We start from the raw sequence: 16174 nt of genomic DNA on the forward strand, positions 1-16174 counted from the left end.
TTGACAGTGTGCCGCACCATAAGGTAAAATAAGAAAATAGTGAAAGATTACAAATAGAAAGGTAGATATAAAATGAAAAGAATCAAGACAATCGAAACAAGAAACTTAGAACAGAGCATGAAGAACGGTGGCTGTGGCGAATGCCAGACTTCTTGCCAGTCAGCTTGCAAAACTTCCTGCGGTGTAGCAAATCAGGAGTGCGAGAAGAAGAACTAAGATGATACACCAGTATAAACTAAACGGATACAATATCGTTTTAGATGTTTATAGCGGTTCGGTACATGTAGTGGATGATGTTGCGTATGACATCATCCATGATTTCTTTTCTGAGGAAAAAGAGACGCTGGTCGCAAAGATTTTGGACAAGTACGCAGGCAAAGCTGATGTAACCCGGCAGGAAGTGCTGGAAGTCATAGACGATATTGAAACGCTGCAGGAGCAGAGAAAACTTTTTACAGAAGATATCTACGAACCAAATGCTTACGATTTGAAGAATCGCCATACGGAAGTAAAGGCGCTTTGCCTTCACGTTGCGCATACCTGCAACTTAAACTGCAGCTATTGCTTTGCAAGCCAGGGGAATTTTAATGGTGAGAGGGGACTGATGTCCTTTGAAACAGGAAAGCAGGCGCTGGATTTTCTCATCGAAAATTCCGGTGACAGACGCAATTTGGAAGTGGACTTTTTTGGCGGCGAGCCTTTGATGAACTGGCAGGTGGTGAAGGACCTGGTTGCGTATGCCCGCAGCGTGGAGAAGCGGCATGGAAAAAATTTCCGCTTTACGCTGACCACCAACGGTGTAGGTATTGACGATGATGTCATTGCATTTGCAAACAAGGAAATGCACAATGTGGTGTTGAGCCTTGACGGACGCAGGGAAGTTCACGACAGGCTGAGAAGAACACCGTCCGATGAGGGAAGCTACGATTTAATCGTGCCGAAGTTCCAGAAGCTGGTTGCGGCAAGAGGCGGCAAAGGCTACTATATGAGAGGCACCTTTACTCATAATAATGTAGATTTTACAGAAGATATTTTCCATATGGCAGACCTGGGCTTTACGGAACTTTCCATGGAACCGGTGGTATGTCCGCCGGAGGATCCTTTTGCGCTGACGGAAGAGGATTTGCCGAAGCTCTTTGAACAGTACGAAATTCTGGCGACGGAGATGATTCGCAGAAAGAAAGCGGGAAGCGGGTTCACTTTCTACCATTATATGATAGATTTGACTCATGGACCTTGTATTTATAAGCGAATTTCCGGCTGCGGCTCGGGAACGGAGTATTTTGCTGTGACGCCGTGGGGCGACCTATACCCGTGCCACCAGTTTGTCGGCGATGAAAAGTACAAGATGGGTGACATTTGGAACGGCATTACAAACGAAGAAACTCGTCAGGATTTTAAGATGTGCAATGTCTATGCCCGTGAGGAATGCAGAGACTGCTGGGCGCGTCTTTACTGCAGCGGCGGCTGCGCAGCTAACGCATATCACGCAACGGGTTCCATCAAAGGCGTCTACGACTACGGATGCAAGCTTTTTAAAAAGCGCATGGAATGTGCGATCATGATGCAGATTGCAATGATGGAATAAAATTAATAAATAGAACGCTCCGAAGAAATGATGAATGCTTCGGAGCGTTTTTTCAGTTATTGACAAAAGAAAACAGAATAAGTTAATATATATCTGAACTAAATGAAAGACAAGGTGCAGCATGAAAAAATATTTATATAAACTGAGAGGAATCATTTTCGCAAAAATATCTTGTGCTGTTATTTCAATTGCAGCCTTAGCAGCGATTCCATATTTGAATAAACTTTTATTCGATCAAAAATTTAAAATTTGGGGCGACTATGGAATTCTCCTGCTTATCGGACTATATATTCTGGTCTATATCATCAATAGTGTTTTTGAATATATCAGTCAAAGAAATGCCTGGAAGCTTGATTGGAAGTTCAATCTTTTAATCAAAGATGATTTGTTTCATGCACTGCTTAACCAGCCGTACAGGGAATTTGCGAAGAAGTCGCAAGGAGAGTATTTATCGCTTTTTACAAATGATATAGGGGTGGCGAGTCAATATATTTCCAGCTGTGTTGCGGTGGTACAGACTGCAATGCAGATTTTTGTGTATGGCGTATTTATTTTTTCTCTGAATCTTTATATTGGGCTGGTAATTGTGGTGGGAACACTGCTTGCTCTTTTGGCACCGGCAATTACAGGGAAAACCTTGGCAGAACGCAGGAAAATATGGGTGTGCCTGCAAGGAAACTATATAGAAAAGCTGCGTGATTTATTTGCCGGTTTTCGTGAGGTCAACAAAAAAACGCAGAACGCCATGGGAAGTGAGCAGTCAAAAGTGCTGCGGAAAACAGAAGATAGTATGCTTCACTACGGGAAATTCAGCACATTTACTCATATCTTAAATGGGGGATTTTTATATGCGGTTAATATTCTATCATTTGCTGCAGTCGGGATTCTTTTTGTTTTTTCAAAAATTACGCTGGGGACTGGAGTTGCAGCCCTTGGTTATGCAGAAAGCTTTATTGAACCGCTGAGATATATTTTGGAAGAAGTCAGCAATATTAAATCGACAAAGCAGGTTACGGAAAATCTGATGGAATATATCAACCAGCTGGGAAAAGGTGTGGCAAGGAAAGAATTGAAATCGGAACTAGAGGAAAACGCTATTGAAACCCTTGAGCTTGAGAACCTTTCTAAGAACTTTGAGGGGTTTGAAATTAAAAACTTTAGCTATCGCTTCGTAAGAGGACGTCAATATGCGTTAATTGGACACAACGGTTGTGGAAAAAGTACGATTCTTGAAATAATCCGTAAAAGTAAAGTGGAGGATTCTGGAAAGGTTTATTTTGACGGAACGTCCTCCGATGATATATGCGTAGAGGATTACGTATCCTTAACCGGTGTAGGAAGTCATATTTTTAAAGGCGATTTCACAGAAAATGTTACCATGTTTGGAGCTTATGACAAAGAACAAAGATTAGAAAACTTTGACTTCGGAGGCTTGGATTTTAGCGCAGGAGAAAAACAGGTAATCTGCATGCTCCGTGCTTTTGCAGAAAACGCATCGGTTGAACTGTATGATGAGCCATTTTCTGCCATGGATATGGCAAATAAAAAAATACTGTCAGGGATTCTGCAGAGTCGTAAAGATAAAATTGTGATTGTTGCAACCCATGATTTAGATAGCAACTACTTGAAAGCTTTTGACGAAGTTCTCCTCATGGAGGCAGGAAAGCTGTTGATGGCTGGAACACCTGATGAGGTTATCAAAACGGAGGCTTATCAAAAGCTAAGAAAAGAAATATCAGTTTGAGCATAGTCTAAAAAGGAACAACTAGTGGGGTCGTTCCTTTTTGGTTGTACGACAGAAGGTTTATTCTGACAGTACTACTAGTTCTTTCAACAGTTTCGGCAGCTCACAAATCGTATTTAAACGATAGGAACGGTCCGGAACTTCTCCAAACCCATAGGCAGCGTAAATAAATGGAATTCCTGCTTGCCTTGCGGCATCGAAATCACCTTGCGTATCGCCGACATAAACGGCGGTTTGCAGATTGTTTCTTTCCATGAGAAGCTGAATGTTTTCACCTTTGGGAAGCTGTGTTTGTCCGAAGCAAAGAAAGTCATCGAAGAAGTCTCTCAGCCGATGAAACTCGAGAAAAGTTTGAATGTAGCCGTTCTGACAATTGCTTACAATGGCGAGAAAGTGATTTTGATGCAAAGTGCCGAGGGTTTCCGCTAGGTTCGGATACAAAACACCGCCGCTTTTTGCAAGCTCAATGAGTTCTTCTTTGCAGCATTCAGAAAAAATGGCTGCGCCTTCTTTAAGCGGCAGGTGGGGCAGCTTGATAGCTGCAATTTCTTCTATGGTTTTCCCCATATAGCTCTGAAACTCAGGAAGTGTCATAGGAGAGCAGGTGTTGCAGCGGGCCAGCACTCTATTCCACGCCGGTAAAATCTGTGCTGTGGAATCCCAGAGGGTGCCGTCTAAATCAAAAATAATTCCCTGATACATAAAATCTAAGGCTCCTTTCCATGCTAGTAGAAAGTGTAGCATTTTCTATGTTGGGAAACAAGTAGCAGACAAATTTTGTTTTAAACTTGACATAAAATGAAAATGAATATATTATAATATAGTAATAAAAACTAGATTTTAAAATGTTAAAAAATATATACGAAATTAGAAAGGGGAAAAATGATGACAGACGGAACTTTAAAGAGATATACAGTGGGGGAAGAGATTTTTAATACAGTGTCTCACGGCTTAGGCTCAGTACTGGCAGTAGGCGGCACTACAGTGCTGATCGTTTTATCTGTAGTTCACCACAGCGGGTTGGCGCTGGGCGTCAGTCTGGTTTTTGGTATATCGCTGATTGTGCTTTACACCATGTCGGCGGTTTATCATGGGGTACCCCATCCCAAAGCAAAGGAAATACTGCGAATTTTTGATCATGCTTCTATTTTCCTTCTGATTGCGGGGAGTTATACGCCATTTTGTCTCGTCGCCCTTCGTGGAAATCCCAAAGGACTAGTCGTAGTGGGTGCAGTCTGGCTTTGCGCAGGTTTTGGCATTCTGCTCAACGCCATCGATCTTGCTAAGACCGAGAGGCTGGGCACCGTACTTTATGTGGTCATGGGCTGGGCAATTGTATTTGCCTTTAAAGATATTATCCGCGTACTGCCGCAGCCTGCCTTCTGGCTCCTGCTTCTTGGAGGGATCAGTTACACAGGGGGACTTGTATTTTATGCCATGAAAAAAAGATATATGCACAGCATTTGGCATTTGTTTGTGCTGGCAGGGAGTGTCTTGCATTATATCTGTATCGCGGTTTATGTCATACCTATGGCGTTCTAAAAAGCATAAATTGTCATATGAATAGTAACAAGAAGAATTGTTGGAGGTTCATATGGCAAAGATTATCATAGTCGGCGGCGGCTGGGCAGGGGTCAGCGCTGCAGTCACCGCAAGAAAAACCGGCGCAAAGGTGCAGCTTCTTGAAAGGACAGACCTGCTCCTGGGGCTGGGCAATGTGGGCGGTATTATGCGAAATAATGGAAGATTCACCGCGGCAGAAGAGAATATCGCTATGGGTGCAAGAGAGCTTTTTGAGATTACTGACGGCTGTGCAACCCATCGAAATGTAGATTTTCCGGGACATAAGCACGCAACATTTTATAACGTATTAAAAGTGGAGCCGAAGGTTCGGCAACTTTTGCATGAGATGGGAGTCGATATACATTTCATGACCCGGATTATAGATGTCGAAACCGAGAAATGTCAGGATGGTGAAAATAGAATTACGGAACTTGTGTCAGCGGATGGCGAGCACTTTGATGCCGATGTTTATGTAGATTGTACGGGAACGACGGGACCTATGGGAAACTGCATGGAGTTTGGAAACGGATGCAGTATGTGCGTGCTCAGGTGTCCCGCCTTTGGACCGAGAGTCAGCATTTCTGAAAAAGCAGGTGGATTTGATTATTATGGTAAACGTGCAGACGGCACGCCGGGCGCTTTCAGCGGATCCACGAAAATAGAGAAATCGACTCTATCAAAGCCACTGCAACAGGAACTTTCTGAGAAAGGCGTAGCAATCGTGCCCCTTGCAAAGGAATTAATCAATAAAAGCAAGCTTTCTAAAAAGGTTTGCAAACAGTATGCGCTGCCGCAATTTGTGGAAAACATTGTTCTCATCGATACTGGCTATGCAAAGATGATGACCCCATATTTTCCGCTGGAGCAGCTTCGGACGGTGGAAGGTTTTGAAAATGCAAGATATGCAGACCCTTATGCAGGCGGAAAAGGCAACTCTATTCGCTATCTGGCAGTGACAGAGCGAGAGGAAAATATGCAGGTAAAAGGTGTTAAAAACCTCTTTTGCGGCGGGGAGAAGTCGGGACTTTTCATCGGTCATACGGAAGCAATTTCTACAGGGGCTTTGGCCGGTCACAATGCCGGTTGTTATGCGGCAGGCGAATCGTGTTTGCAGTTGCCGGACACTATCGCTATTGGTGCACTGCTAACGTACCAAAAACCTGACGGCGGCATGTTTACTTTTGCGGGAGATGAATTTTTCCAGTATATGAAGGAGAAAGGACTTTACTCCGTAAACAGAGAAGAAATTGCAGCGCGCATCGAGGCGGCAGATCTCACCTGCGTATACGACTGTTAAAAAAAGCGATGACTTCCAGATGATTTTGTGTTAAAATCCTCCTTAGGAAAAGGAGACATAAAATCGATGAGAATTAATAAATATATTGCGCAATCAGGAATTGCCAGCAGAAGAAAGGCAGATGAACTGGTTGCTGCCGGCAATGTGAAGGTCAACGGATTGACGCTGAAGGAAGCTGGCTATGATGTAGTTGCAGGTGATGTAGTGGAAGTTAACGGTCGCCGCATAGAACCGGAGGATAAGAAGGTCTATATTTTACTCAACAAGCCGCTGGGGTATGTGACAACCGTCAGTGACGATAAGGACAGACAGACTGTGATGGACTTGGTGAAGGATGTCGACGCCAGAATTTTTCCGGTGGGACGACTGGATTATAATACTTCCGGCATGCTGATCATGACCAACGACGGAGATTTTGCGTATAGGCTGACCCATCCGAAACATGAGATGCCGAAGACTTACAGGGCGCGGGTTGCAGGCGTTCTGTCTGACGAGAAATGTGCAAAGCTGCGAAGGGGCGTTGATATCGGTGGTTACGTGACATCTAACGCCAAAGTGCAGATTGTTAAAGGCGTGCAGAGGTCTACCATCGTGGATATCACCATTCACGAGGGAAAAAATCGCCAGGTACGCAAGATGTTTAAGGCGGTCGGCAATAACGTGCAGGAACTTGCACGTATTGCTATCGGCGATATTAAGCTGGGCAGATTGGCTGTAGGGCATTATAGAAAACTGACAAAAGAAGAAGTCGAATATTTAAAGAATTGCTAGAAGACGGGAAACCGTCTTCTTTTAGTTACCCCGCATTTATGTTGTTTTCTGTCACGGCAAACGCATGAAAAACGTTTAATGATTTTCTGGAACAGACAAAGCTGACAGCTTTTTAAATTTTTGTCAGTTTTGTCTGTGTTTCTATCAAAAATTCTGCCAGAACTGACAATTATTTTTGATTTTGTCAGCTCTGTCAGGATTTCAGTCGTATTAAGATGGGTTTCTTCACGATTTGCTGACAAAATCCTGCATGTTACTATCATTTTGTCAGTATTGATGGCTAATGATACTTTTCATATTTGCCGTATGTTTTTTATAAAGAAATATTGTAAAAGCAAAAAGAGTGTGGTACAATATTTTTTTCAGTTAAACCATTTACGATAAAGGAGGTTACGTTATGGGCGGCTTTTTTGGTGTTGCAGCGCGGCAGGACTGCGTGTTTGATTTGTTTTTTGGGATAGATTACCATTCTCATCTGGGAACTCGGCGAGGTGGTATGGCGGTATACGGAAAGGACGGCTTTAACAGAGCGATTCACAATATCGAAAACTCTCCTTTCAGAACGAAGTTTAACAAAGATATGCAGACGATGGACGGCATTATGGGAATTGGTTGTATTTCGGACTACGAGCCACAGCCGTTGATTATTCGTTCCCATCATGGCACTTATGCGCTGACGACAGTGGGAAAGATTAATAATGTCGATAGTCTGGTGCAGAGACTCTTTGATACGGGACATGCTCATTTTCTGGAGATGAGCGGCGGTGAAATCAACGCGACCGAACTGGTTGCAGCGCTGATTAATCAGAAAGAGAATTTAATCGAGGGCATGCACTATGCACAAGAAGTCATCGACGGCTCCATATCGCTGCTTCTGATGAATAAGGCGGGCATTTATGCAGCTCGTGATAAATACGGCAGAACACCTATTGCTGTAGGTAAGAAAGAGGAGGGGTTCTGCTTTAGTTTCGAGAGTTTTGCCTACAAGAATCTGGGATATACAGATTACAAAGAACTGGGACCAGGAGAAATTGCAGTGATTACAGATCAGAACTGTGTGACACTGCTGAATCCAAACGAAGACATGAAGATTTGTACTTTCCTTTGGGTGTATTACGGGTTTCCGGCAAGCTCCTATGAGGGGATCAGTGTAGAGCGGATGAGAAATGCCTGCGGTGCCAAGATGGCACAGCGGGATAGTGTAGAAGCGGACTATGTAGCTGGTGTACCTGATTCCGGTATCGGAAGCGCAGTGGGATATTCCAATGCTTCTGGTATTCCATACGGAAGACCTTTTATTAAATATACGCCGACCTGGATGCGTTCGTTTATGCCGACCATTCAGACCAAGCGAAATCTGATTGCAAAGATGAAGCTTCTGACTGTGGAAGATTTAATCAAAGACAAGAGACTGGTACTCATTGATGACTCCATCGTAAGAGGAACGCAGCTTCGAGAAACTGCCGAATATCTCTTTGAAATCGGCGCAAAGGAGCTGCACATCAGACCTGCGTGCCCGCCGATTATGTATGGATGCAAATATCTGAACTTCTCGCGTTCTTCCTCTGAAATGGATCTGATTACCAGAAGAGTTATCACAAGACTTGAGAATGGCAACGTAACTGGTGAAATCCTGGAAGAATATGCAAATCCTGAGACAGAAAAATATGCGCAGATGGTGGAGGAAATCCGTAAGGAAATGGGATTCACTACGCTGCAGTTCTGTCGCCTTGATGATATGATGGATGCTACGGGCCTTGAAAGAAATAAACTCTGCACCTACTGCTGGAACGGAAAAGAATAGTCTTTGCACTGTAATGCAGCAGCTGTGCATATATTCGTAAAAATCAGCGAAAATATGCAGGCTATGATAAGGAATCGTGCATATTTTTTAGAATTTTGATTGCAATATGCAGATTTACAATGAAGAACGCCGTCAGAGAGAGGGAAAACCCTCTTGATGACGGCGTTTTATGCGTATTTTTTTAATTTTTGGTGAAAATATGCACGCAGCGGTGCATATTTTTGAGAATTCTCTTTGAAATATGCATGAGATATGAGTGAAGCAAGCGCACAGAGTTCAGCAGCGCTGAATTTTTTCTATTTTAAAATCCGGTAAAGGGCCAGCGCCTTGTAAATCGTTAGAGATTCAGGCATTTTTCGCATATCAAAACCAAGGATTTCGTTAATTCGTTTCAGCCGGTACTTCACCGTGCCTTTATGGACATACAGCATTTCGGCAGACTTGTCAATATTACCGTTGGCATCAATAATAAAGGTTTCCAGAGTTTCCAGCAAAGTATCAGCACCGGAAGCGGCATGCAGAATCGGATGCAGAATGGTAAGGGCATGGTCAGAAGCTTTTTTGTCTGACGCAACGGCAGCGCACTCGCTGCAGAAATGCAGTTCGCCCAGATTGAAAACTTTTTTTGAAGGAAGAATGCGATGCAGGTAGGCGTTATAGGCGACGTACTCTTCGAATAAATCTTTGTAAATGCCGGGGTTATAGTAATCGGCATGAATCATCATGCGCTCAATTTCCTCATAGGAAGAAAAAGCTTTTTCTGATTCCATAAAGAAATCGTAGCGATTGATCTCATAATCAGGAAATTCCAGAAACAGAACGATGCAATCTCCGTTTACCTCTGAAATTGGCGTAAATCCTTGGGAATAATAGTGTTTTTCTAATTTCGTCCGAAGTAAATCGGGCTCTTTTTTTGCCCTGTTTGTCATGCTGAAAATGAGTACAGCGTGAATCTTCTTTATATCGACACTCAGCCGCTTGGCAAGGCTCTGAATTTTAATAGGTTCGTTGTGAATAAGAGCATGACACAGGGCAGTCTTATCAGAGCGGTTTTTCTCCCATATACACAGATACAGACGAATCGATTCCATCACCTGCTCAAACTGGATTTGGTTTACCGCGCCCTGCTTGGAAATCACTGTTAGATATCTTAATACCGGGTCGCTGAAGAAAATGGGGCTTCGGGTGAAGTAGTAGCGGTTTCCTGTCTTTGAGACAAAAGCACTTTGATAAGATGTGCGAGTGGAAAGTTTCTCTCCATGGGAAATGGTAAAATTAGCGTCATGAAGAGGTTTGAAATCTTCACCGGCCCAGTCAGCGCCGTGAAGCAGGTTCAAGTCCTTATCGTAGAGACCGATAGAAAAATGGGTGTACTGGCTGATAATGTCTACAAGAAGGGTTAGAGAGCGCTCCTGCGCAGAGAGGGACGCCATGTATTCCAGGACAATGTTAGTCCAGTAGTTTTGATTCTTTCGATCCTCCAGAATCTGTTCCATAATAGGCGTAATCAGTTCGCTGCAGGAGTGCCTGTGAGACGGCATCTGAATCAAAGGAAAATCCAGCGCTTCTGCAGTTTGTATCACTTCCGGCTCGAAGTCCTCTTTGAACATACCGATATTCATCACTAAAGTTCCGCTTGCTCCGACGCGGCTAAGAAAGTGCAGGCAATCCAGTTTGACCTGTAAGGGAAACGTAAGAAAATAGCTGGACAGCAGAATCTCTCCAAGCAGATATTTGGAAGTGTGAAACAACTCGTCATAATTAAATTGAATGTCGAACTGGTCAACGATTCCAATGCCGGAAACGGTGTTGGAAAGCGATAAAGTTCCGGCTCTTACAATGGCACCTTCCATCACTGGCAGGCTTAATAAATCTTTCAGGGTGATACTCATATTGCACTCCTATCTGCCTTCTTGGACAAGATAATTGTTTAAAGTGTATCATAGGAGGAGTTTTTTGTCAAAAGGAACAAAGGGAAGTACGTTTTTTTATCTGAAACAGAAAAGAGCTAAAAGTGATTTCAATGATATGATAAATTTATAATATTGTATATAGCAAAAGAAAGGAGGAAATCAGCTATGAGAACTTATTATTTAGAGGAAATGACCTGGCCTGAAATTGAAAAAGCATTGGCTGAAGGATATAAGACAGTGGTAATTTTTTCCGGTGCGGTGGAACAGCATGGGCCACACCTGCCGGAGGATACTGATGCAATCAGAGCCCATGCGGAGGCGGGCGACTTTGCGAAGAGGCTGGGCAAAGCGCTGGCGGCACCTGTGATTCGTCCCGGCGTTTCTGACCCCCATATGCCGTTTCCTGGCAGCATTACATTGAGGGCGGAAACTTATATGATGATAATTGAGGACTATATTGATTCTTATTTAAAACATGGATTTGATACGTTTGTTCTTGCATCCACCCACGGCGGAAATATGCCTGCGATGGAAGAGGCAGCAGTGCGCTGCAGGGAGAAACATCCTGAGGCTGCTATCGTAACCGGCTGCAGCATGGCGGATGTTATGCAAATGCTTGCAGAGGCAGAGAAAAATGAGGGGCTGCCAAAAGGCGTCTGCGGTGGACATTCCTGTGAATTTGAAACGTCCATGATGCTGGCTGTATCCGATTTGGTACAGATGGATAAAGCAGAAGCAGGCTTTATGGGCGGACTGACCAAAGAGGTTTCGGACAAAATGAGCACGGAAGGTCTTCGGGCAGTCAGTGCCAATGGAATTATGGGCGATCCGACTGGTGCAACCCGTGAGCGCGGCATGCGGTTCTTTGAGACTATGCAGCAGCTGCAGCTGAAGATTATAAAAGAGAAATTAGAACGTGAAAGGAAATAACTATGGCAGAGAATCATAAACAAGGTACGATGGAAAAACGTGCCATTACCCAGGTGCAGCCCGAGGAAAAGCAGTCAACCTTAAGCTTGACCATGATTTGGGTTGGCGGTGTAATCAGTGCACCTGCACTGATGGTTGGAGCAATTTTGATGGGAGGTTTATCCCTGCAGATGACTCTTTTAATTACCCTGTTAGCTTTTGGTGTACAGGTGGCAATTATGAGTTTAAACGGAATTGAAGCATCCGATACAGGCTATCCACTGACAGTGATTCTTGGAAAAACCTTCGGCAACACCGGTTCCAGATACATTCTGGCTGGTCTGATTACATTGACACAGGGCTTACAGGCTGCTGTACAGATCGGCGTTTGCGGCGGTGCTTTTGTTGCAGCGCTGGGTGCATTTGGAATTCCATTCCCGATGTGGCTGTCCATGATTTTGTGGGGCGGCATTATGGTACTGACTGCAGTATATGGTTTTACATGGATGACTGTGCTAAACTATGTAGCAGTTCCATTCCTGGTTGTTGTATGTGTATACGGTACCATTAAGTCTGTAGGCATGTACGGCGGCTTTAGCGCAGTGCTTGCTTATGAACCGGCACAGCAGATGGACTTCGTATCTGCACTGGCAATTATGATTGGTATCTTTGCTTGCGGAACCATCGTATGTACAGACCTGACCCGCTATGCAAAAGACAGAAAGGCAACGGTCATTTCTTCAGTACTGGGAATTTTACCGGCGATGCTTTTGATTGTTGCTATGGGTGCAATCATGAGCGTTGGCGCAGGAACAACAGACCTGACAGAGCTGTTCGTAAAACTGAACATGCCGATTATCGGCGTACTCGCACTGCTTCTGGCAACATGGACTACTAACACCACTAACTTCTACCAGAGCGGTCTGGCATTCACCAGATTCTGTGGAGCAAAGGATGGTAAGAGACCGCTTCTTACTGCAATTATCGGTGTAATCGCAACTGTTCTGGCAGTTTTAGGTGCACTGGATTTCTTCGTTCCGATGCTCAACGCATTTTCTGTCATGATTCCGCCAATTGCAGGCATCATGATGGCAGACTACTGGATTATTGGAAAAGGCAAGAAAGAAAACTGGGGTATTATTCCAGGTTTCAACTTTGCAGGAATTGGCGCATGGATAGCTGGTATGGCAGTAGGCTTCTTCGTAAACGTATTCAGCCCTGCATTTAACTCCATTGTTGTCGGTATGATCGTATATCTGATTTTAAATGCTGCACTTAAGAATGTAATCCCTGCAGCAAGAAATCCGGAAGAGTTTATTGGCGAGTAATCGCAAAGTATAGGAGGTATACATATGAAATATTTAAGCTGGAAAGATGTAGAATACATGGTTTATGGCGGTGCTTTCCTTGCTGGCGGCGGAGGCGGCGGCATGGATGCAGGGCTTGCAATGCTGGCTGAACTGGAAAAAAGATATCCTGACTACAAAGTGCCGATGATTTCCCCGGAGGAAATGAAAGACGATGAGTATGCGGCAGTATTCGGTGGAATCGGCGCACCTACAGCAGTAGATATCAAAACCGTTCTCGACTTATTTGACAAGCTGCTCAAGCATGGCTATGAAGTTGCGGCAGAGGAAGTTCCTCACGGTATTGCAGCAGCACTTCCGCCGGAACAGGGTTCTTTGTGCTGCATTCTTCCGATTCTGGTAAGCATTGCGCAAGGTATTCCGGTGGTTGACGCAGACGGCTGTGACCGTGCATGCCCGGGCCTTGAATGCTGCCTGTACACCTTAAATGGTGTGCCGTTCTACCCTGGAGTTCTGACTTCTGAAAGAGGTCACGTAATTCGTATTGAGCCGAGCGATCCCCTTGACGCTGCAATCATTGAGAGAACCACCAGAAGAATTCTGGATCTCTATGAAAATATGCTGGGTATGACTTGCTGGTACTCTTCTAAAGAAGATATTCTGACAAAACTGGTTCCAGGAACACTGTCAAAGGCAATCGCTGTGGGAAAAGCAATCCTTGAAGCAAAGGAAAAAGGCGTAGATGTGTCAGAAACTGTCGGAAAATTGGTTCCTCTGAAACTGCTGGCTGAAGGTGTGGTAACGAAGAAGGAATCTGTCATTAACGAAGGCCACGACATAGCGACTACCATCGTTACTGATGCAGAAGGCGTAGAATACAGAATTCTTGCTGCAAATGAAAGTATGGCATTAGAAAACCTGACCACAGGAGAAACCGTAATGAGCTGTCCCGACGTAATCTGCAGTATTGACAAGGACAATTACTACCCACTTAGTACCGCAGATGTACTGGAAGGTATGCATGTACAGTACTTCGGTACACCGGTAGACGAAAAGTGGTTTGCAACTGAAACCGCAAGAAACAGCTTCGCGCCACACTTCAAAAAATGTGGTTATGAAGGACCAATGGTGAGATTTTAGTATGATTGCTAGATGCAATTGGGCTTTGCCGGCGAGTTATCGCCATGGGCAAAGCCCGCTTTTTTGGCAGAAATGTGAGAGATTTTGACAAAATTGTGTACACCTGCTTGAAAAGAGCGAGGCAAGTATAGTATAATTAAAACAAAAGTTATAGTAGAATTTTACATTGGAGAGAATATTTTGGATTTACAAGCTGTACTTACAATGCTCGGCGGTGTAGGGCTTTTCCTTTATGGAATGAAGCTGATGGGACAATCCCTGGAACGCTTTGCCGGAGCGAAGATGGAGAAAACCCTTGAGAGACTGACCAGCAGCAGAGGTAAGGGAGTCCTCCTTGGCGCAGGAGTAACGGCAGTCATTCAGAGTTCGTCGGCGACGATTATTATGGTAATCGGTTTTTTAAACGCTGGCATTCTGAAACTGGTACAGGCAGTTCCCGTCATTATGGGTGCCAATATTGGTACGACCATCACCGCTCAGATTTTGAGACTGGGAGATATTAACAACGATAATTTCCTTCTGCAGATGCTGAAGCCAGTATCTTTTGCGCCTCTCTGTGTTGTGATTGGCGCTTTTGCTATGCTGATTTCTAAGAAAAACAAGACCAAAGATAAGGCTGGTATCGCTGTTGGGCTGGGGATTTTGTTCATCGGAATGAATATGATGGAGTCCAGTTTTAAGCCGCTGGCAAGCTCACCGGAATTTATGCAGATTTTTCTGGTGTTGACCAATCCGGTGCTGGGCGTTCTTGCCGGCATGGCAGTAACTGTGCTGCTGCAGAGTTCTTCTGCTTCTGTCGGCGTACTGCAGGCTATGTCTGCAACCGGCGCTATTACTTTTTCCATGGCGGCGCCTATTGTTATCGGACAAAACATCGGAAAATGCGTCACGGTGCTTCTTGCAAGTATCGGCACCAATAAAAATTCACGTAGGGCTGTCTGTATTGATATCACAATGTCCATTGCAGGTGCAGTAATTTTTCTGCTGCTGATTTATGTATATCAGGGGCTGTTTGGATTTAGCTTCTGGGATAAACCTGTAAATAGAGGTCGTATTGCAGATTTCCATACTTTATTTAATCTAGCAACCTGTATATTTATGTTGCCTTGTGTAAACCTCTTGATTCAGTTCTCGAAGAAAATCGTCAAAGACAAGAATGTTTCTAAAATCGATGAAGAATTGCAACTGCTGGATCCGATTTTTATTCCTACGCCGGCGCTGGCTCTGGAACAGTGCAAAAAAGTCATGGTTTCTATGACGGATGCTGCTTTGGAAAATTATCGCCTGGCGTCGAACTGCTTGTTTAAGTATAGGACTGAAGATTTCGAGAAAATCAAAGAAAATGAAAATTTCCTAGATAAGACCGAAACCGTTCTGGGGGATTATCTGGTTCGCATTACAGAGCAGCATTTGGATGTGGAGCAGAACCGTTTGGCGACGGAATTTATGCACACCGTAGGTGATTTTGAACGGATTGGAGACCACTGCCAGAATCTTCTTGATGTAGCAGAGTTTAATATGGAACAGAATATAGTCTTTTCTGAGGATGCTCTTTGTGAATTGAGATATCTGCAGGCAGCAGTAGATGAGGCGCTCAGCGTAACGGTTACTGCCTATCAGGAAGAGAAGGAAAGTGTTTGTCATAAAATTGGTCCTCTTGAAGACAATGTGGATTATTTGGTGGATATGCTGAAATCCAAACATATCGATCGCCTGAAAGCTGGTCAATGCAGTACGCAGGGCGGCATTTCCTATGTGGAAATTCTGACTAACATGGAACGAATCTCAGACCATTGCATCAACATTGCGCAGCATCTGCACCAGCGTATCGTGCGGCAGAGCCTGGATACCCATAAGAGCGAAGTCTTCGATAGAGATTCTGATGAATACAAAGCCATGACTGCATATTATGAAAAACAGTTCCTGGATCCTGTGCGGTAAGAAAAACAAAAAAATGCTTGACTGTATTGAGAAAAAGGAGTATACTCTACGTTAGAGAGATGATAAAGAATAAGTCCAGATGCAGACTATAAATGTATCAATAATTAATTATCACTAAATGAAGAGTGAGAGTAAACTTTATGAGCGGCTAAACAGCCGCTCTTTCGCATTTCGTGAGATAATTATATTGAATTCGC

At 44.0% G+C, this 16174-nt stretch carries 13 protein-coding genes; 11 read left to right on the forward strand and 2 right to left on the reverse strand.

The window, feature by feature from the left end; genetic code table 11:
* Window positions 1-72 precede the first annotated feature (72 nt).
* The 3 genes from scfA (at window position 73) to NFR88_RS06630 (ending at window position 3332) form a co-directional block, all read left to right on the forward strand.
* A complete protein-coding gene (gene scfA / locus NFR88_RS06620) occupies window positions 73-216 on the forward strand; it encodes a six-cysteine ranthipeptide SCIFF (RefSeq protein WP_160200859.1) in 144 nt (47 codons plus the stop codon).
* A 1-nt stretch (window position 217) separates the two neighbouring features.
* Window positions 218-1588, forward strand: coding sequence for a thioether cross-link-forming SCIFF peptide maturase (gene scfB / locus NFR88_RS06625; RefSeq protein ID WP_251614359.1), 1371 nt, complete (start codon window positions 218-220; stop codon window positions 1586-1588).
* A gap of 121 nt (window positions 1589-1709) precedes the next feature.
* Window positions 1710-3332, forward strand: coding sequence for an ATP-binding cassette domain-containing protein (locus tag NFR88_RS06630; RefSeq protein ID WP_251614360.1), 1623 nt, complete (start codon window positions 1710-1712; stop codon window positions 3330-3332).
* A 60-nt stretch (window positions 3333-3392) separates the two neighbouring features.
* Here NFR88_RS06630 and NFR88_RS06635 read toward each other — a convergent pair whose 3' ends face one another.
* Window positions 3393-4034: an HAD family hydrolase gene (locus NFR88_RS06635; protein ID WP_251614361.1), complete on the reverse strand. Its 642-nt coding sequence runs from the start codon at window positions 4032-4034 to the stop codon at window positions 3393-3395.
* A gap of 180 nt (window positions 4035-4214) precedes the next feature.
* Between NFR88_RS06635 and trhA the strand changes: the two genes are divergently transcribed.
* The 4 genes from trhA (at window position 4215) to NFR88_RS06655 (ending at window position 8767) form a co-directional block, all read left to right on the forward strand.
* Complete coding sequence (trhA, locus tag NFR88_RS06640) at window positions 4215-4874, forward strand: PAQR family membrane homeostasis protein TrhA (protein ID WP_161908874.1); 660 nt, start codon at window positions 4215-4217, stop codon at window positions 4872-4874.
* Between the two features lie 52 nt (window positions 4875-4926).
* Window positions 4927-6192 carry an FAD-dependent oxidoreductase gene (locus tag NFR88_RS06645; RefSeq protein ID WP_251614362.1) on the forward strand — a complete coding sequence of 422 codons (1266 nt, stop codon included), beginning with the start codon at window positions 4927-4929 and terminating at the stop codon, window positions 6190-6192.
* A 66-nt stretch (window positions 6193-6258) separates the two neighbouring features.
* Entirely contained in the window at window positions 6259-6963 is a 705-nt protein-coding gene (locus tag NFR88_RS06650) for a pseudouridine synthase (protein WP_251614364.1), read from the forward strand.
* Between the two features lie 397 nt (window positions 6964-7360).
* Window positions 7361-8767 carry an amidophosphoribosyltransferase gene (locus NFR88_RS06655; RefSeq protein ID WP_251614366.1) on the forward strand — a complete coding sequence of 469 codons (1407 nt, stop codon included), beginning with the start codon at window positions 7361-7363 and terminating at the stop codon, window positions 8765-8767.
* 296 nt (window positions 8768-9063) lie between these two features.
* On the opposite strand, the gene NFR88_RS06660 is transcribed toward NFR88_RS06655, so the two are convergent.
* Entirely contained in the window at window positions 9064-10659 is a 1596-nt protein-coding gene (locus NFR88_RS06660) for a PucR family transcriptional regulator (RefSeq protein WP_251614369.1), read from the reverse strand.
* Between the two features lie 186 nt (window positions 10660-10845).
* Between NFR88_RS06660 and NFR88_RS06665 the strand changes: the two genes are divergently transcribed.
* From NFR88_RS06665 to NFR88_RS06680, 4 genes are all read left to right on the forward strand, one after another.
* Window positions 10846-11610: a creatininase family protein gene (locus NFR88_RS06665; protein ID WP_251614372.1), complete on the forward strand. Its 765-nt coding sequence runs from the start codon at window positions 10846-10848 to the stop codon at window positions 11608-11610.
* A 2-nt stretch (window positions 11611-11612) separates the two neighbouring features.
* Window positions 11613-12917 carry a cytosine permease gene (locus NFR88_RS06670; protein WP_251614375.1) on the forward strand — a complete coding sequence of 435 codons (1305 nt, stop codon included), beginning with the start codon at window positions 11613-11615 and terminating at the stop codon, window positions 12915-12917.
* A 24-nt stretch (window positions 12918-12941) separates the two neighbouring features.
* Window positions 12942-14036, forward strand: a complete 1095-nt coding sequence (locus tag NFR88_RS06675; protein WP_251614378.1) for an S-methyl thiohydantoin desulfurase domain-containing protein — start codon at window positions 12942-12944, stop codon at window positions 14034-14036.
* Between the two features lie 180 nt (window positions 14037-14216).
* On the forward strand, window positions 14217-15977 hold the full coding sequence (locus NFR88_RS06680; protein ID WP_160200869.1) for a Na/Pi cotransporter family protein: 1761 nt from the start codon (window positions 14217-14219) through the stop codon (window positions 15975-15977).
* The last annotated feature ends 197 nt before the right edge of the window (window positions 15978-16174 follow it).

The sequence above is a fragment of the Senimuribacter intestinalis genome (assembly GCF_943192965.1).
GTDB lineage: Bacteria > Bacillota > Clostridia > Peptostreptococcales > Anaerovoracaceae > Senimuribacter > Senimuribacter intestinalis.